Annotated in this window: 16 protein-coding genes; 14 read left to right on the top strand and 2 right to left on the bottom strand. The window is 36.3% G+C overall.

Annotation, left to right across the window (positions count from 1 at the left end; all coding sequences use genetic code 11):
• The first annotated feature begins 48 nt into the window (after positions 1–48).
• The 14 genes from H5092_RS11425 (at position 49) to H5092_RS11360 (ending at position 14,759) form a co-directional block, all read left to right on the top strand.
• On the top strand, positions 49–420 hold the full coding sequence (locus H5092_RS11425) for an MAPEG family protein (RefSeq protein ID WP_182733531.1): 372 nt from the start codon (positions 49–51) through the stop codon (positions 418–420).
• A 14-nt stretch (positions 421–434) separates the two neighbouring features.
• The gene (locus H5092_RS11420) at positions 435–1,067 is read left to right on the top strand and encodes a sulfotransferase (protein WP_182733530.1); all 633 of its coding nucleotides are present in this window, start codon (positions 435–437) and stop codon (positions 1,065–1,067) included.
• Between the two features lie 47 nt (positions 1,068–1,114).
• Complete coding sequence (locus H5092_RS11415) at positions 1,115–1,687, top strand: tRNA-(ms[2]io[6]A)-hydroxylase (protein ID WP_165743839.1); 573 nt, start codon at positions 1,115–1,117, stop codon at positions 1,685–1,687.
• A 212-nt stretch (positions 1,688–1,899) separates the two neighbouring features.
• A complete protein-coding gene (locus tag H5092_RS11410; RefSeq protein WP_182733529.1) occupies positions 1,900–3,819 on the top strand; it encodes a pilus assembly protein N-terminal domain-containing protein in 1,920 nt (639 codons plus the stop codon).
• Positions 3,816–4,493 carry a lipopolysaccharide assembly protein LapB gene (locus tag H5092_RS11405; protein ID WP_182693153.1) on the top strand — a complete coding sequence of 226 codons (678 nt, stop codon included), beginning with the start codon at positions 3,816–3,818 and terminating at the stop codon, positions 4,491–4,493. The genes H5092_RS11410 and H5092_RS11405 overlap by 4 nt, the downstream gene beginning before the upstream one ends.
• A 288-nt stretch (positions 4,494–4,781) precedes the next feature.
• Complete coding sequence (locus H5092_RS11400; RefSeq protein ID WP_076925982.1) at positions 4,782–5,171, top strand: hypothetical protein; 390 nt, start codon at positions 4,782–4,784, stop codon at positions 5,169–5,171.
• 83 nt (positions 5,172–5,254) lie between these two features.
• Positions 5,255–6,022 (top strand): hypothetical protein, encoded by a 768-nt coding sequence (locus H5092_RS11395; protein WP_182733528.1) that lies wholly within the window; start codon positions 5,255–5,257, stop codon positions 6,020–6,022.
• A gap of 6 nt (positions 6,023–6,028) precedes the next feature.
• Positions 6,029–7,327, top strand: a complete 1,299-nt coding sequence (locus tag H5092_RS11390) for a CpaF family protein (RefSeq protein WP_182733527.1) — start codon at positions 6,029–6,031, stop codon at positions 7,325–7,327.
• Positions 7,320–8,195 (top strand): type II secretion system F family protein, encoded by an 876-nt coding sequence (locus tag H5092_RS11385; protein WP_182733526.1) that lies wholly within the window; start codon positions 7,320–7,322, stop codon positions 8,193–8,195. Before H5092_RS11390 ends, H5092_RS11385 begins: the two co-directional genes overlap by 8 nt.
• Positions 8,192–9,007, top strand: a complete 816-nt coding sequence (locus tag H5092_RS11380) for a type II secretion system F family protein (protein WP_182733525.1) — start codon at positions 8,192–8,194, stop codon at positions 9,005–9,007. The genes H5092_RS11385 and H5092_RS11380 overlap by 4 nt, the downstream gene beginning before the upstream one ends.
• A gap of 9 nt (positions 9,008–9,016) precedes the next feature.
• The gene (locus H5092_RS11375) at positions 9,017–10,183 is read left to right on the top strand and encodes a hypothetical protein (RefSeq protein ID WP_182733524.1); all 1,167 of its coding nucleotides are present in this window, start codon (positions 9,017–9,019) and stop codon (positions 10,181–10,183) included.
• Positions 10,180–13,047 carry a hybrid sensor histidine kinase/response regulator gene (locus H5092_RS11370; protein ID WP_182715479.1) on the top strand — a complete coding sequence of 956 codons (2,868 nt, stop codon included), beginning with the start codon at positions 10,180–10,182 and terminating at the stop codon, positions 13,045–13,047. The genes H5092_RS11375 and H5092_RS11370 overlap by 4 nt, the downstream gene beginning before the upstream one ends.
• Before the next feature lie 16 nt (positions 13,048–13,063).
• Entirely contained in the window at positions 13,064–13,489 is a 426-nt protein-coding gene (locus H5092_RS11365) for a response regulator (RefSeq protein ID WP_182715478.1), read from the top strand.
• A gap of 445 nt (positions 13,490–13,934) precedes the next feature.
• Complete coding sequence (locus tag H5092_RS11360; protein ID WP_182733523.1) at positions 13,935–14,759, top strand: alpha/beta fold hydrolase; 825 nt, start codon at positions 13,935–13,937, stop codon at positions 14,757–14,759.
• Between the two features lie 433 nt (positions 14,760–15,192).
• On the opposite strand, the gene H5092_RS11355 is transcribed toward H5092_RS11360, so the two are convergent.
• Both H5092_RS11355 and H5092_RS11350 read right to left on the bottom strand, forming a co-directional pair.
• Positions 15,193–16,152: a sugar-binding transcriptional regulator gene (locus H5092_RS11355; RefSeq protein WP_002960874.1), complete on the bottom strand. Its 960-nt coding sequence runs from the start codon at positions 16,150–16,152 to the stop codon at positions 15,193–15,195.
• Between the two features lie 248 nt (positions 16,153–16,400).
• Positions 16,401–17,402 carry an ABC transporter ATP-binding protein gene (locus tag H5092_RS11350; RefSeq protein ID WP_182715476.1) on the bottom strand — a complete coding sequence of 334 codons (1,002 nt, stop codon included), beginning with the start codon at positions 17,400–17,402 and terminating at the stop codon, positions 16,401–16,403.
• Positions 17,403–17,405 lie beyond the last annotated feature (3 nt).

Below are 17,405 nucleotides of genomic sequence, written 5' to 3'. Positions count from 1 at the left end.
ACAATAATAGAGCGCATATTTATGCGATAAAAATAACAGGAAAACGCCGTGATCATTTCAACTTATGCTGCATTACTCGCATTCTTTTACATTTATTTAAGCTTTAACGTAATAAAAGTGCGCCGTGCGGAGCAAATATCGCTTGGTGATAACGGTAATGCAACGCTGCAACGTGCTGTGCGTGCCCACGCAAATTTTATGGAATACGTGCCATTTGCTTTAATTTTGCTTTTTTTAGCAGAGTACCAAGGGCTTGCTAGCCATTACTGCCATATATTAGGTGGTGCGTTATTAGTAGGGCGTGTGTTTCAAAATTTAGGCATAGTAGAAAAAAGTCTGAAATATCGCCAAATTGGTACTATTGCTACATTTTTGGTGATTATTGTTAGCGCCTTTTTATTGCTAGTAACACGTGGCTAATTAAAGAAAAGCTAATGAGCAAAATATTTATAATAGGTTTACCGCGTACCGGCACAACGAGTGTGTGCCACGCATTTTTAGAGCTCGGCATTACAACGGCGCATACCGCGTATACTAATGCTTGTTTTGAAAATGCTAACGCGATTGCCGACACTCCCATATTTAATGACTTTAAAGCACTTGATATTCATTACCCAGACTCTAAGTTTATTTATTTAGAACGCGAACTGAGTGTATGGCTACCTTCAATAAAACAGCTTTTAACGCGTATGCACACTAATTTAACCCGTGCAGACGGGGGCTTTAATATTCATATAAAACGCTGTTATTTAAATACGTTTAGTGAGCTTTCGCTTAATAATATTAGCGACGATAGTTACTTAGCAGACTGTTATGAAACACATTTTAATGATGCTCAAACGTACTTTAATAACCGTGACGACGATTTTTTATCCATTGATATAGCAAAGCCTGATAGTTACAAAAAGTTGTGTAATTTTTTAAGATTAGAAAGTGATAAAACTGATTTTGAAAAAATGAATATGGGCGGCAAAGTCACCGCATGGAACGATATTAAACACCCGCTAAAAGTCGAATCCACCGCTAAAGGGCGCATAGATAAATTGCTGCCTTACAAGATTTTTTAAAACAAATACGTTAAAATCCCCGCATTATTATTTAAGTTGTACAGAACATGTTTGAATTAAAATACCACACCCCATTTGAATGGACCGAAGTTGTCCTTGCTGACTTTAATACTTTTTTACAAGATCATGCCGCTGCAGAAAAAAAAGCATCGGGTATGGCTATGTCTATGCTTTCGCATTACCCAGACAAACGTAAATTAGTAAAAGCCATGACCGACTTAGCATTAGAAGAATTAATACACTTTAAACAAGTGCTTAAGTTACTTTTAGAGCGCGATGTAAACTTAGGTGACGACAAAAAAGACCCGTACATAAAACAAATACGTGCACTGTTTAGACATGGTCGTGATGGTTTTTTAATGGACCGATTACTGGTTGGCGGTGTAATTGAAGCACGTGGTCACGAGCGTTTTTCTTTAGTTGCACAAGCACTTCCTGAGGGTAAAGAAAAAGACTTTTATGTTGCGATTGCCAAGTCAGAAGAAAAACATAAAAACCTTTTTGTAGAGCTTGCTTACGAATACTTTGATAAAGAAGAAGTTGATACTCGCCTAGAAGAGTTACTTACAGCAGAAGCTAAAATCTGTGAAAGCATCCCATTTACAGCCGCTTTGCATTAATTAAAACTCGCGCAGAGCTTATTTTACTCGCTTTGCGCCATACACTTCTGCTCTTATTCCTATGATAATCTCTTCATGAATTGTTGATTTGCAATTTGCAAATCAAAATAATAAAAACCACATTTATAAACTTCAATCTACTGATAATAAAAATAAAAACCCTTGGTCTCATACTTGCTTCCTATTCAATAAGCAAATTGAGGGAAAGGCTTATGTTAAAGTTTATTTTTATACTATTACTAATATCTTTTACCACCATGGGCAGCGAAAGTCATTTAGATTATATAGAAAATGCAAATGGTGAGCGGGTACAAAAAGTATCGCACTTGGTTAAATGGACTCATACTCGCTTTGTGTTTACCCGTGATATTTCTCGCATTGCACTTGGCCACGAAACAACACTTGATGTGAACGTGGTTAATGGCCGTGAGCTACTAATTTTAGCTAAAAAGTTGGGCCGTACATCTATGATGGTGTGGTACGACGATAAAAGCTCGGAAACATTTTTACTTGGCGTAACCGAAGATTACAGCGTGCTTGAAAATGCCCTCAACGATATTCATCCTGACGTGCAGCTAACCATAGCGCCTGATCGCCATGCTGTTGTATTACGTGGTGAAGTACCGACTATAAATTATCGTCATGCCGCTTATGAAGCTGCAAAAAACTACCTTTATGCCAGTAGCTCACAAGCATCACAACCCGTTATTACCTCAAACCCTAACCAAGGAATGTTTAATTCTCTCGCTCAACGCTTGCAAGGATTGGGTAACGCAAACGGTGGTACCTCTCAAAATTCGAGCAAAGTCGCTATTATTAATTTAATAAAAGTAACTCAAGCGCCCAAGCCAAAAGAAGAGCGTATTAACGAAGTAATTAAATCAATGGGTGCAGATAAAGTAACTATTAAGCGCATCTCGGTTGATGAATTGTCAAATGACGACAACGATGTATTTTTACTCTCGGGCTCTGTAAAAAATCAAATTGAGCTAGTGCGCTTATTAAATACAATTAATAAATTATTCGAACCAGAGCAAGCATTACAAACTCAGGGTTCTCCTCTTGATCCTAATAATTTAATGGGCGGCGCAACGCAGGATAAAAGTTCAGGTATTGAAGTACTTGCCAACGAGTCAGGTGGTTTAATAAATGATGCTACCTCAGGATTAAACTTAAGTAATGTGAGTTCTAATATTGCAAGAGCAACGCTTCTTTCAGTGGCTGGCGGTAAAGTTTTGTCGAGCATTGAAGTTGAAGATTTACCGCAAGTGCGTGTATCGGTACAGTTATACGAAGTAAATCAACGTAGGTTAAAGCAATGGCGCCCAGATATTAGTGTGCTCTCAAATGGATACGAAAAAGAAGCAGGCTTGTTTGGCCGTGACGGTATGACTAATCGCGAATCTGGCTCTGCAACAATAGAAAATGCGCTACAATTAATTGGTGGTCAATTAACTAATAACTTACAGCTTTCTACCTCACAGTTTGCCATTGATATGTTGTTTTCATTACTTGAACAAGAAGGTATATCGCGAACGCTTTCTCGCCCTACAATTACGGTTTTAGCCGGCGAAAGTGCCATATTTAAAGTCGGTGGTGAAGTACCTGTACCTACAAGTTATAGCCCATCTGGCATTACAAGCGGTCAGCAAGGTAGTAGTGGGTCGGTGTTTAGCGGTACGGAATTTAAATCATTCGGAGTTGAATTAAATGTACGCGCGATGGTTGACGACAAAGACAGAATAACACTTGATCTAAACCCAGTAATTTCACTACCCGATACCACGTTAACAGCCGAAATTGCACAAAGCACAGGCAGCAGTTTAAACAGTAGTGCATTTAATACACGCAGCATGCAAACGTCAACGCGTTTAAAAGATGGGCAGCCTCTTATCATTGGTGGCTTAATTAGCACCGATAACAATGCAAGCCACGACTTTGTACCTGATGGCAACGGCAATAGCATGCTAGGCAAGTTAAGCGAAACAACCAGTAAAAGTGAAAACAACCGTGAGCTGATAATTGTTGTAACTCCAAATCTGGTGCGTGAACCAATTAACACATTACGTTCGTGGGAACACGCAAATATAGACACCCAGGTACTTAGCTACATACAGGAGCAAGGGCTATGAAAATATTTTATATTATTTTACTGCTTACTTTATCGGGTTGCGCTCATATTGATTACAAGCCAACAGTAAATCCTTACAACGCGTTGGGTGACATAGTAAAAAAATACCAATTAAATGCCCTACCGTTAATGTGCGAAGGTATTAATGCAAGTGACTGTTTGAACCTTGTGCATGAGGTGAATCAGTTAATGCTTGAACACCCCGATAACACGGCAATACTTTCAATATCGGCATATGTACTTTATAAAAGTGGCCGTGCTAATCAGTCTCAACAGGTTATAAACACTTTGCTTAATAAAGCTAACCCGCCGTTAAACGCAATTACTTTAGGGGTTACGTTAGCAATAGAGCAAGGTAATTTAGCTAAAGCAAAAAGCATTGCCCAATACGGCGTTGATGTTTTTGGTACACATGCTTCACCATACCTACAAATGGCCTCTATACATTATGCTCAGGGCAGTTACGTTATAGCTTCAAATTACTTAGAGCTTTCGGTTAAGTTTGGTTTAAATAGCACCGCCTATTTTTACCATAAAGGGTTAATTGAAGAAGCGAATGCTAATAATTTATTGGCCTGTGGCTACTATGAGCAAGTTTTACGTGCAGAACCCACGCATCAAAAAGCACTTGCTAGGCGCGGAAAACTCTCCGTTTTAGGTAATTGCTACTCTTAAGGCCTCAGGGCCTTTTTTATGCCTACAATTTGGCATTATTAAGGAGCCAAAACCACTTTATTATTTATTAAAAATAGGAGTAAAGCTTTCGCTCATCCTACGTTTTATACGTAATCTCACAAGTCTCATTTTAATATTGATTTGCATTTTGCAAATCAAAAATAAAAAAAGCTAAAAAACACACACATAAAAACTATAACCACCTGTATTTAATAGCCATTTTCAATTGGCATGGTCCTCGCTATATATAAAGTGAGCATAAGCTCTTTTAATTTAAAGGCTACGATTATGAAAACTATTAAACATAACTTAAATGGCAAAAAGCAAAAAGGTTTTGTACTAACGTCAGAGCTAATCATTCTTTCTACATCAATGGTAGCAGCACTTGTAATTGGTTTATCTACATTACGTGACTCTGTAACCAGCGAGCTTGAAGATGTAGCTGAAGCAATTGGCTCACTTGACCAAAGCTATGTATTTGACGGGATGATTAACGCCGAAGGCACAGCTGAAGTGTCTGGCTCTGGGTTTGTAGATTCAGTTGACGTGTACGCAGGCGATGGTAGTTCATTCACTTTTGTTGCATCAGACTTTAGTGAAAGTGCCGCACTTGTTAATGCAACACCAAGCGGCGATGCTGCAACACGTACAGCAGCAGGCGGTTCACAAGGTAACTAACGCAAGGTAACCAGGTTTGAATACCAAGCTTAAGGCTCACTGCCACAAAAGTGTGGCAGTGAAAGTTACTCCGGAGGAATATTATGAAAAGTAAAAGTAACAAAGGCGCAACCACTGCGGCTCTCACATTACTCATCACCTCTGGCATGTTAGCTTCAGCTTTGGGAATTAGACAGGTAAACGATGAAAATAACGTAACAGCCTGGGTAGTAAACAAAAATATGTCGGCCGGTCAAACAGTAACCGTTCACGATGTAGAGCAAAAAAGTATAGATCCAAGTAACTATTCAAATATTGCACTGAGCGTTCAAAACCCACGTGCATTAATTGGTCAAAAATTAGCAACTAACAAAATGGTTGAACAACCCTTGTTTGACACCGATTTTATCAGAGCAAAAAGCCAAAACTTATCAGAAGCCATACCGGCAGGGCGTGTTTTATATACTTTAAAACTAAACACCTTGGATATTCCGCTTTCGCGCATACACAAAGGTGACCGACTCGACATAGTCGCTAAAACTAATCGCTTAGTAAGAACCGTTGCCCGTGATGTACAGCTTATTGGTGTTTCAAAAGGTCCTAAATCGCAAGCTGCTAAAAGTGGCGTAATGGATAATTTAGCTAAAGAGTCTAATTCTGCTGCGGGCGGTGTTTCATTAGTCCTCGCGGTACTTCCAAAAGATGTTTATTCGTTGGCGGGTATAGATAACGCTGACAAAGTTTCAATTATTGTGCATAGCGCTTATGACATTGAACAAGGTCGTTTGCAAAACTTTTCACGCTTACAAACCAGTCGCACAATCGAAGTGGTTAAAGGCGTTAAAAATGAAGCTGTATATGTAGCTAAGTGAGTTTTTATGTTTAATTTATCAAGCAAACATGAAGAAGTTCAAACCAGTTTAAGTACCTTTGAAGTGCTTAAAAAGCTATTGCATGATGCCGTTATCGAAGAGTACGAACAAGAACCAACCGCGCTTTTATCAAGTAATGTTCTCGAAAAAATCTCTGCATTGTGCAGTGAAATTCCACAATTTAATCAATCTTCATTTAATCAGCATCAAAAAGAGCAGGTTGTTCAGGCTGTATTTGATGAAATTCAGGGTCTGGGTCCTATTGCACAGTTTATGCTGGACGATCAGGTAAGTGATATTTTAATAAACGACACGCAAGATATTTGGATTGATAAGCAAGGCAAACTACTTTGCACAGCCAGTAAGTTTGATGACGAACGCCATTTACGCCGATTTGTTGATCGCTTACTTGATGGCTGTGGTCGCCAGGTAAATGCGCTTATGCCAATTGTTGATGGCAAATTAAAAGATGGTAGCCGTGTTCATATTATTGTACCGCCTGCGTGTACCGGCGCCGCTATCGTGTCTATTCGTAAGTTTAATCATAAAAAAATAAACGATGACTTTTTAGTTAATAACCATTTTTTAGATAAAAACATCTTATTATTTTTAAAAAGTGCAGTTAAAACAGGCGTTAATATTTTAGTCTGTGGCAATGCGGGGGCTGGTAAAACGTCATTATTGAACGTACTTGCCAACTCAATTAATCCAAACGAACGTGTTGTAACCATTGAAGAAAGCGCTGAGCTTAATTTGCATCACAACCATGTTGTGCAATTGGAAGCCCACGACACTAACAGCGATGGTAAAGGTGCAGTAAGCCTAAGAGATTTAGTAAAAGCAGCCCTTAGAATGCGCGCAGATAGAATACTTGTAGGTGAGGTACGCTCAGGCGAAGTAATCGATATGCTCCAAGCAATGAACTGTGGCCACCAAGGTTCGATGACGACCATACATGCTAACAGTGCAAATGATGCCGTTATTCGTTTATCTACCTTAGTGCAGTTACACAATGCACAACTGAGCGATACCCATACAAGTTCGCTAATCGCGTCGAGTATTCAGCTCATAGTTCATGTTTCTCGCTCAACTAATGGCATCCGCACTCTAAAAAGTATTGGTGAAATTAAGCGTGTTAATGGCGGGGCACAATTTAGCCCGCTTTATAGTATTAACGAAGCAGAACCAGTACAAAGTGATTTAATAGATAACTCAAGTGTTATTGAGTTTATGAAAGGTCAAGGCGCAAATGCACAAGAATTGAAAGCATTACTGCACAATAACCCGGAGGCTAACAATGACTAAACTTGATTATTTATTAGCTATTGCGGCGGTTATAACTTTTGTACTGGCTGCGAGTGTATTGGCTTCTTTGTATGTGAATAATAAAAGCAACCAAAGCGCTAAAAAAGCAGATATTTTAGAAGAAAAAGATGTCCTTACTCTGTCACTACGAGTGCTTGGTTTAAATATTAGTAACGCCTGGTTTATAAGCATGGCGTGCTCGCTCTCTAGTAGCTCCTGGTTTTTAGCTAAATTATATTACCCAGAGGCATCAACCAGCGCGTTTATTATTTCAATCGTGGTCTTTGTAACCTGTTTTATAACTGTGATTGACTTGGCTCATTATAAATTAGCAAAATTTGAGCATCACTTTTTAGAATTTATTGAAACCGTACAATCGTGTTTAAGCACAGGGCTATCGCTACAGCAATCAATGCACTTTGCTGATGAACATGCAGACCCATATATAAAAAAACAAAGCACCTTACTAATACAACGCATGAGCATGGGTAGTGATGCCGAAACGTCGTTTGCCCCATTAATTGAAAGATACAACTGCGAAACCGTAAGATTGTTTGCTCATAGCATCATTACACATACACAAAGCCAGTGCGATTTGACCGACATGCTAAAAAGCGTATGCAACATGATGTCGCTAATAACTCTCGACCGCCAACAGCTGAAAGCTAAGCTTTCCGGTACTAAATACGCTGCTGTGTTTAGTGGTTTTTTACCTTACGCACTAATTCCTTTATTTAGCTATACCGATCCAACCTGGTTTGAACCATTATTAAACGATCCTAATGGGATTGCATTTATAACGGTTGCGCTTCTTTGTCAGCTATTTGGCTTTTTATGGCTACGCCTTAGCTTAAGGGTAACATTATGATTGATATACTTTTACTTATCGGGCTTTTAGTAAGTATGGGCTCATTTATCCATATTCATAGGCAATCGCTTAAAGTCGAATTAGATAAACCCGATACTAAAAACATTAACTGGTATGCGCTAATTATCATCTCTAAACGTCAACTAAGACAAGCAGGGATTCAAATTAATAAAATATTAATAAGCCTGTACTGCTTTAAAGTGGCTGCTACTTTTAGTGCATTTACGGTTATAGAGCTAACAGGGTATGAGCTGAGCCAATCGATTAAATTATTACTGTGTTTTATGTGTTTTTTTGCACCCGAATGCTGGTTTTTATTACGTAAAAATCAACGTCAAACCACTATAAATAACAGCTTAGAGTTTTTTTTACGGGTGTTACTGGTTTACATGCGCGCCGGGTTTTCGTTAGAACGTTCATTTGCACTGGCGGTTGATCATGGATTGAGTCAAAAACACCCATTATACAAAGAGCTAAAGTTATTTTTATTCGAACTAAGTGCAGGTAAAGATCGTGAATTTGCATTTAATTCACTTTTTGAAAGAACCGGCGTATTAGGAATTAAAAAACTCGCAAACTTAATGTTAATAGGGTCAAAACTTGGTACGCCACTTATCCAAGCAGTAGAGGCTCAACTTGAAGGCCTAGCTTTAAAAAAGAACATTTTACTCGCTAAAAAGGTAAACAAAAAAGCGATGCACACAACCTTTCCCATTATCTTAATTTGTTTTCCGATGTTTTTGGTATTGGTGTTTTTTCCCGCAGCATTACAAGTAATGAACGTACTTAAAATGCTTGTAGAAGTGTTATAGGAGCCTTATATGAAAAAGCATTATCAACAAGGGTACATACTTACTATTGAGCTTATATTAATTATAACTATTTTAATTATTGGCTCAATTGGTGGGGTGATTTTAGTAAGGGATGCCCTTATTAAGCGCCATCAAACTAAGGTAGATAATCAAATTACTGTAGTTGATGCTAACAATAGACCACTCGGTATTGCAGTAAGTTTTGATGAGCATCAAGCACCACTCATTTTTTATACAGATCGTGGAGCAAACAACACGTACAGGGCATTAATAGGCATAAGAGATGATAGGTTTACCTCGCGAGAAGCTGTTTATTACGATGCTCCAAATTGCCAAGGTAACCCGTGTTTAAAGGGCTTAAGCGACGAAGCAACAGACAGCCAAGGTGTCAGCAAGTTAAATAATACCGGTAATGTAAGTTATATAAATGCGCTGCAGCAAGGTCCAAATTACGCAATAGGGCAGTTAGGTAACAGCGTTATTGGTCAGTTATTAAGGAGCACGCCACAACAATGCCCTGCTAATAGTGAACAAATTCTATCTCGTTATGTATCCCAAAAAGTAGTAACAGGCTCACCTTGTGAAAGCTTTGAAATAGATAAGCAACCAGCCGACAGCAGTTGTTTAGTTGGAGTAACAGCTTTAGGAAATCCACTTTTAGGTACAAGCGATCAAGGTTTATCACAATCGTGTGATACATGCCAAACAGGGTACGAATCGCAAGGTGACATACTTGATTTATATTTACCTCAGGTAGAACCGCTTTTAAATACAGCCCTTAATGCGCTTTCATTAGTAGGTATAGGCACAAACGTTGATATAGAGCTTGGCACAATATGCTGCCCAGAAGGTACACGCTTAGAAGATGATGAAAACATTGTAGAAACACTTGTTTTCACTATTTTACAAACCACATTTGAGCTGGTCGGTATCGATTTAGTAAATAACCTTATCATTAGTGAAACACTGAACTTAATAGGGATTGAGCCAGGTATTACATATTGCAAAACATCACTTAATTTAGTTAATGCAGAACAAGTAATTAATATCACCACAGGCGAACCTGCTCTTAGTAGTTTAACGCCACCATTTAAAGTTTTACTGCCAGTACATAGCGGCCAAAACAGGACAACGTGGATACATACTCCCCCAAAAGGGGAAGGAGAACGTCAATGAACGCCTCTAATATATTTACCTCACATGCTAATTTAGCAGATACACCAACTGATGAAATATCAACAGAAATTAAAGAAACGCTAACGCTACTAAAACAGTTTTATGATGTTCCAATTGTTAAATTTATCGATTTTAGAGAGGTTTATTCAGAGCAGTTAATAACCTGCAACGATAAAGAAAGTGTCGAAAATGAGTTATTAAGCTATCAACTACGCTGCACACAAGAAAAACTATATTTATTTGAAGATACTTTTTTTGATGATGTATCAAACAACACGCACAAATTAATTCGCTTTTATGCACAATATCCAATTTATAGTGTCACTAATAAATTAATTGGCGTAGTGCTGATGGCTGATTTAGCACCTAAAACATTAATAGGTTCACAAAAAAATCAGTTTATTTCATTTGCTCAATTATTGCAGACACAGTTAAATAAAAATTCAGATTCAGTAAGTAATCAAAGTACTAATCCTGTGAAAAAAAATTATGGGGAAAAGTATATTCATGTATTTAGTTTAGCGCCCGTGGCATTCTTAATTGCATTAGTATTATGCTCATTCACTGCATTACTGCTTTATACTATAGAAAAAAAGGAGCTGCAAAGTAATTACAATGAACAAACTCAGCAATTACGTAAAACGTTATTTAATGCTTTAGAGCGATTTGATAATCAAGGGTTATATATATCGCAAAAAGATTTAGTTATCGCAGGCTTTTTACAAAGCCAAAATAGCTATACAAAAGAGCAGCTTAATGATTTAGTACAGAGTCAGGTTTCACAAAGCTTAACTTATAAAGGGTATATTGTGTTTGATTCTGAGTATAACCAACTTGCACTTTGGTCAAAAAATAATTTTGATTTAGCCGCGTATGGATTTAAAAACTGGTTAGAAAAATTCAATAATAGAGCGAATAAACAAGCAGTAGAAGTATTTACTGTTGCAGATACGGCCTTCTTAATTTCTGAAATAAAAATTAAACAAGGATCTATTTATACACTTACAGCATTTGATTTAAGTAAGTTTTTAAAAGCCGTTATTGGCAAATTAAACACTGAAAATTATAACGTTTTTATAGTAACACCACAGTTTACTTTAGGAAAACAAGGAGAAGTTAGCCCGAGTATAATTAAAAATAGTATTAGCGCTTTAAGTAGTCGTTTTCCACCTACATGGCGCTTACATGTGCAACCTATGAATAAAATAGTACGCCCACAAATAACTAAATATAGTTTAATTAGATTAGGGTTAATCTCTTTTTGTGTATTTGCCTTTGTGTATTATTTTTTACGTTTGCCAAGACGTTTACACAACGAAATAAAACAAAAAAATCAGTTAATACTCAATAGAGAAGAGCTTTTTTCAAGTTCTCTTGATGCACTGCCGCATGGGTTTGCTATTTTTAATAGCCACGAATTTCCTGTGATCACCAACAATGCATTTAACCTTTTATTTGCACAAGTGAATAAACAAAATAGTCAGCTATCGTATAGCCAGCTGGTAAGTATTGCGCAGCAGAATAATATTATAAATCACTACCATGAACATCATAAGCTTGATGATGATCGTAACCAATTAATAGATATAGGTTTTACAGACGGGAAGTGGATAACTGTATTACAAAGACATACAGATTTTAATGGTTTCGTTTGCTACTTTAGAGATGATACAGAGCCACATCAAAAAGAATGTTTACTCGCTGATGTTCTTGAAAAATCAAAACAGACAAATCAATTAAAAGAAAAATTTGTTACAAGGCTTAGCCGTCAATTAAAAACGCCTTTATCATCTTTAAAGTCATTAGTTGAAATATCTAAAGATCCAATAAGCTTTAACGAATTTAAAAACAATGTGGGGAATATTTCTGATGCATGCGACCAGCTCGAAAGTGTAATTCAACAACTCGTAAATATAAATAAATCGGAAATAGGTAAGTTAAAACTGCAGGCCAAAAACGTTAACCTGAATCATATGATCAATAATAATATTTCGATTTTAACTAAAGAAGCTGAAAACAAAAAAATAGTTCTTAAAAATAATATTACGCCTGGGTTAACCGTGGTAAGCGATGAAAAGTTAATTTCTCAATTGGTTATTCAGTTAGTGACAGAGGTTTTGGATTCGTCAAATAATACAACGCTATCTATTAACGCTCAGATTAAAAATGAAAGTAACCGTAATTACTTACACCTAGACTTTTCATTAAGCAATTTAATCGACAGTAGTTACTTTATAACTGAGCTTAAAAGTATATCGGGTGATGATATAGCACGTCTCATAGATGATAAAGACGTTTCATTAGAGTTAAAGTTTTTTATCTCAATATTTAAAATGTTAGGTGGTAAAGCGATAACTGTAAGTAGTAACGCGAATAAATCAACGATAACGCTTTCTATGCTGGTAAACAAAGTAACGAAGCAAGATAAAGACAATGTGCAAAAAGTACCAAGTAGCTCATTAAATACTGATTTAGTAAAAGCGAGTTTAGTGACTAAAAATCACCAAAACACGCTACTACTTGTTGATGACGATCCACTTGTAGAAATTGTGATTAGGGCAATGCTAAAAGATCAGAATATCATTATAGATTACGCATGCAGTGCGATAGAGGCTATGTTGATGGTTTCGCAAAATAGTTACGACATTATTCTAATGGATATAGTAATGCCAGAATTGTCGGGAACTGACGCTATGTTAAAAATTAAAAAACACAGTGATAATTCTAAAACTAAAATAATTGCGCATACATCGACACCCGATACAGAATCTAAATATGTAAATCAGGGCTTTGATGACATGTTATTAAAGCCGGTGAAACAAGGTGTTTTAATAAACCAAATAACACGTATTTTAAAAAGATAAGCCGCTGGGGTAATAAATGAAAAACATTAATGAAAATATGGCAGAAGTTATCGAGTTTAAAGTAACGCCAATAAATAAAACTAAACGACTACTTTTAGTAGATGATGACTTACTAATAGAAATAGTAATAAGAAAAATGCTTAATGAAGAAAATATTTTAATAGATTTCGCATCAAGTGCTATAGAGGCGCTATTGATGGTTTCTCAAAATATTTACGATATTATTTTAATGGATATAGTAATGCCGCAATTTACAGGCACTGATGCAATGCTAAAAATCAGGAAGCATGCTGACGCATCAGCAACAAAAATTATAGCTCATACATTTAGTGAAAACGAAAATAGTAATAATAAGTACGTGAAGCTTGGGTTTAACGGTCTTTTGTTAAAGCCAGTTAAGCAAAGCGTATTAATTGAAAATATTAGAACTTTCTTGGAATGATAAATAGAAACAGTAGGGCGGTTAACTATTTTTATTTATAGCTTATTAAAAAATTAAATTATAATTTTTTAAAGACTAATATTTATTTAGTGCTTTTGTGTATATGAACCTTTAATATATTTAAATTTGTAAAAATCCTTTAATAAGAATAATTACTTTAAATTATTACAAACTACGCTTTTGTAATTGTTGCATGTATACGAGTCATCGTTTCACACTTTTTAAAGCGGTTAATAATCTCAATTATTAAACGCTGTAATATTATAAAGTTAGTAAATTTATTTAGCCTAGAGCCCACGTATCACAAGGGTTTAACTTTCAAAACATTAATATTTTTTAATAATTAATAAATGCACATCTTGGGATGGAATTTGCTTTATAAGGTTATATTCTAATTTTATAGTTTATTAAACATTATAATTTTTAAAGTTAACGAGGCAAAATTATGAGCAAAACACAGTACGTTACAGTAGAAAGTCATCAAATTGCTTATCAAGAAATGGGACAAGGCACACCTTTATTATTAATACATGGCATACCAACTAACAAATTTTTATGGCGAAATGTGATGCCCAAACTCGCATCAGAACATCGAGTAATAGCGCCTGATTTACTAAACTTTGGTGAATCAGATATGCCAATTAACACCGATGTATCTATAAATGCGCAATGTAGAATAATGTGTAAGTTTATGGAAGAGCTCGGTATTTCTAAAGTTAATATTGCTGCACATGATATTGGTGGTGGTGTTGCTCAATTAATGGCGGTAAATCATCCTGATAAAATAAACGGATTAGTTTTAATAGATAGTGTATGTTTTGATTCTTGGCCAATACCAGAATTTGAACCTTTGCTAGAACCTGGTGTAGAAGAAAAGACAAGTGTAGCTGAATTTATTGATACATTAAGAGATTTCATGCCTAAAGGTGTATACGATTCTAGCGTAATGACTGAAGAGTTAATGGAAATATACTTAAAACCATGGAGCAATGAGCAAGGAAAAGCCGCTTTATTTAGTAACATGCGCAGACTCAATAAAGAATATACACAAGCTATTGCAGGCGATCTTAAAAGCTTACCTCATGAAACACTTATATTATGGGGTGAAGAAGACAAATTTCAAAAGCCAAAATATGCGCCAATGTTAGAAGAAGCAATTCAAAATTCATCATTGGTTTGGATAGATAAAGCCGCACATTGGGTTGTTGATGAGTATCCAGATAAAGTATCTGAGCTTATTAGTGAATTCATGAATGATAAAAAATTCTAAAGTCTCAGCAAGTACATCAGTAGGATAGTTAAAAAGCCATTAAATTCAACATCTTGAATTTTACTGGATGAAATATCTACTAGGAAGTTATTGTTAATACCGCTTGGATATATTAATAACCAAGCGGTATTTTTATATGTTCAAGAAGCTAATAGCGTAAATGGGAAAAACATTAACTATTAAGATAAGTAGGTTAATGCTTATTAAATAGTCAAAATATCGCGTTTATACGTTAATTAATGAAGGTGAGTAACTTGGTTACGTATTTATTTATGCTATTTAACATAATATAAATTATAGGTAGTTAATGTATATATAGAAAGAGCGCCTAAATGCGCCCTTACTATGTCCAATACTAGACGGTATCGGACATTAAGTGTTTTTATTACAATAACTAGTATTACTAATACAGATACTTTATTTATCAATTTGTTTAATCAATACTAAGTAAACGCTCAGCTGTATATTCGTTAGTAATTAATCCACTGATCATGTTTGACCTTACTGCGCCCAAAATGGCTAACACTTTTTCTTCACCAGCAGCTATCGCATAAATCTGTTTGTTAGCATTTGTTTTTAATGGCGTACTTGCTACACGCTGATTAACTGTGCAATCTAAAAGCTTACCGTTTTTATCAAACACCCAACTAATCATTTCACCAACAGCACCCAGATCTTGTAACTCTTTAAGTTCTTGCGCATCAATAAAACCATCTATATGTAATGGCGACTTTTCACCTAAGCTACCAATACCCACAAATGTTACATCGGCATCTTTAGCGAGTTTTAAATTACCGGTAATATTTTGTTGTGCGTGCAACTGTTCTTTTTCTTCAATGCTTCTTGGTAAAACTGGCAATGGCATTGGATAATGTTTTGCATTGGTGTGTTCGGCCATTCTTACTACAACATCATAAGGTGAAGCCGATCCATCCAAAGCCATATTACCTAGCATGGCTACAATTTTATGTTGCGGACAATCAACGGTTCTTAGCTCATCCACACATGAACGTAAAACTCGACCGGTTCCCATAGCAAGTACTTTGGGTTGTTCTGATTTTAAATGACGTTCTATTTCTGCCGCGCCAGCTTGAGCCAAACCTAATGTAGATGAAGGTTCAGATGGATCGCTCGGTACAACTTCACACGAATCTAACCCAAAACGGCTTTTTAATTTTTCGGCCAAATCCATACATTTAGCAATCGGGTGGTCAAGTCTAACTTTAATTAATCCTTGGCTCACAGATAATGCGACCATTCTTTGTGCAGATTGACGAGATATATTTAGCTTTTTGGCAATTTCATCTTGTGTGTTACCGCCAACATAATATAACCACCCTGCTCTGGCTGCATCATCTAGCTTTCTAATTTCTGTATTTGATAGCTTTACCACGTAAACCTCTTAAAATAGAAGGAAAACTAAGTCCTTATTTTCATTACATAATTTTAATTATATGTGCTGCTATATAAATTATTTTATTAATTTTGGATTATCTATTTATCAATAACGTTTTTGTTATTTATAGTTTTAAATATACCATTCCTTAATAAAAAATACCTAGGTTTCATAGGATTATGTAATTAGAATTTAGTTAATAGCACCCTTATAAAGGTGCTATTTAAGGTAATTAAAGATTGGCTTTAGCGAATTGTTAAACCGTTATTATCAAACTTTAATACTTTATCATCCGGTGCGCTTAGGTAAATACTGTCGCCATATTTTAACGGACAATCACCATCTGCTTTTACTGTTACGGTCCCTTTGCCTTCAATATTTATATGTAAAAAGCTCTCCGACCCTAAATGTTCAATTACACCGACAGTACCAGCCCACGTGCCTTGCTCAGTAGAGAGTGTTATATGCTCTGGTCGTATACCAATACAACTAACATTCGCATTTTCATTTTGTGGAGCATCTATAAAATTCATTTTTGGAGAGCCAATAAAACCAGCTACAAATTTGTTTACTGGGTTTTTATAAAGCTCTAAAGGTGTGCCTACCTGTTCAATAATACCGGCATTAAATACCGCGATTCTATCTGCCATTGTCATGGCTTCAACCTGATCGTGCGTAACATAAACCATTGTTGTAGCTAAGCTTTTATGTAATTCAGATATTTCTAAACGCATATTTACACGTAATGACGCATCAAGATTCGAAAGCGGTTCATCAAATAAAAATGCCGAAGGTTGGCGTACAATTGCGCGCCCTATTGCTACGCGCTGGCGCTGACCGCCCGACAATTGCCCTGGCTTTCGATCTAAATAATCGGTCAAATTAAGAATTTTAGCAGCGTTAGCAATTTTACTCTCAATTTCTGCAGGGCTTACCTTGGCTCTTTTTAAAGGAAAAGCAATATTGTTACGCACGGTCATATGCGGGTATAACGCATAAGATTGAAACACCATTGCCAAGCCTCTTTTTGCCGGCGGTGTTTTTGTGGCGTCAATGCCGTCAATTTCTATATTACCACTGGTGGTATCTTCAAGACCTGCGATCATACGAAGTAATGTAGATTTACCACAGCCCGATGGCCCAACAAAAACGATGAATTCACCGTCTTTAATTTCTAAGTCGAGCGGTTTAATTACGTTTACTTCATCAAAGTTTTTAGTGACTTGTTTTAGTGTGATGCTGCCCATGTG

It is taken from the genome of Pseudoalteromonas sp. SR41-7 (assembly GCF_014163935.1).
Taxonomy (GTDB): domain Bacteria; phylum Pseudomonadota; class Gammaproteobacteria; order Enterobacterales; family Alteromonadaceae; genus Pseudoalteromonas; species Pseudoalteromonas distincta.
This window is presented reverse-complemented; position numbering and strand designations above follow the sequence as displayed.

What these genes read in the sequence shown, in the direction of transcription:
- H5092_RS11415 (WP_165743839.1), top strand. Translation starts at nt 1,115, where the DNA reads ATGTTTGAATTAAAATACCACACCCCATTTGAATGGACCGAAGTTGTC.
- H5092_RS11420 (WP_182733530.1), top strand. Translation starts at nt 435, where the DNA reads ATGAGCAAAATATTTATAATAGGTTTACCGCGTACCGGCACAACGAGT.
- H5092_RS11390 (WP_182733527.1), top strand. Translation starts at nt 6,029, where the DNA reads ATGTTTAATTTATCAAGCAAACATGAAGAAGTTCAAACCAGTTTAAGT.
- H5092_RS11365 (WP_182715478.1), top strand. Translation starts at nt 13,064, where the DNA reads ATGAAAAACATTAATGAAAATATGGCAGAAGTTATCGAGTTTAAAGTA.
- H5092_RS11375 (WP_182733524.1), top strand. Translation starts at nt 9,017, where the DNA reads ATGAAAAAGCATTATCAACAAGGGTACATACTTACTATTGAGCTTATA.
- H5092_RS11380 (WP_182733525.1), top strand. Translation starts at nt 8,192, where the DNA reads ATGATTGATATACTTTTACTTATCGGGCTTTTAGTAAGTATGGGCTCA.
- H5092_RS11350 (WP_182715476.1), bottom strand. Translation starts at nt 17,402, where the DNA reads ATGGGCAGCATCACACTAAAACAAGTCACTAAAAACTTTGATGAAGTA.
- H5092_RS11410 (WP_182733529.1), top strand. Translation starts at nt 1,900, where the DNA reads ATGTTAAAGTTTATTTTTATACTATTACTAATATCTTTTACCACCATG.
- H5092_RS11405 (WP_182693153.1), top strand. Translation starts at nt 3,816, where the DNA reads ATGAAAATATTTTATATTATTTTACTGCTTACTTTATCGGGTTGCGCT.
- H5092_RS11360 (WP_182733523.1), top strand. Translation starts at nt 13,935, where the DNA reads ATGAGCAAAACACAGTACGTTACAGTAGAAAGTCATCAAATTGCTTAT.
- H5092_RS11370 (WP_182715479.1), top strand. Translation starts at nt 10,180, where the DNA reads ATGAACGCCTCTAATATATTTACCTCACATGCTAATTTAGCAGATACA.
- H5092_RS11400 (WP_076925982.1), top strand. Translation starts at nt 4,782, where the DNA reads ATGAAAACTATTAAACATAACTTAAATGGCAAAAAGCAAAAAGGTTTT.
- H5092_RS11385 (WP_182733526.1), top strand. Translation starts at nt 7,320, where the DNA reads ATGACTAAACTTGATTATTTATTAGCTATTGCGGCGGTTATAACTTTT.
- H5092_RS11395 (WP_182733528.1), top strand. Translation starts at nt 5,255, where the DNA reads ATGAAAAGTAAAAGTAACAAAGGCGCAACCACTGCGGCTCTCACATTA.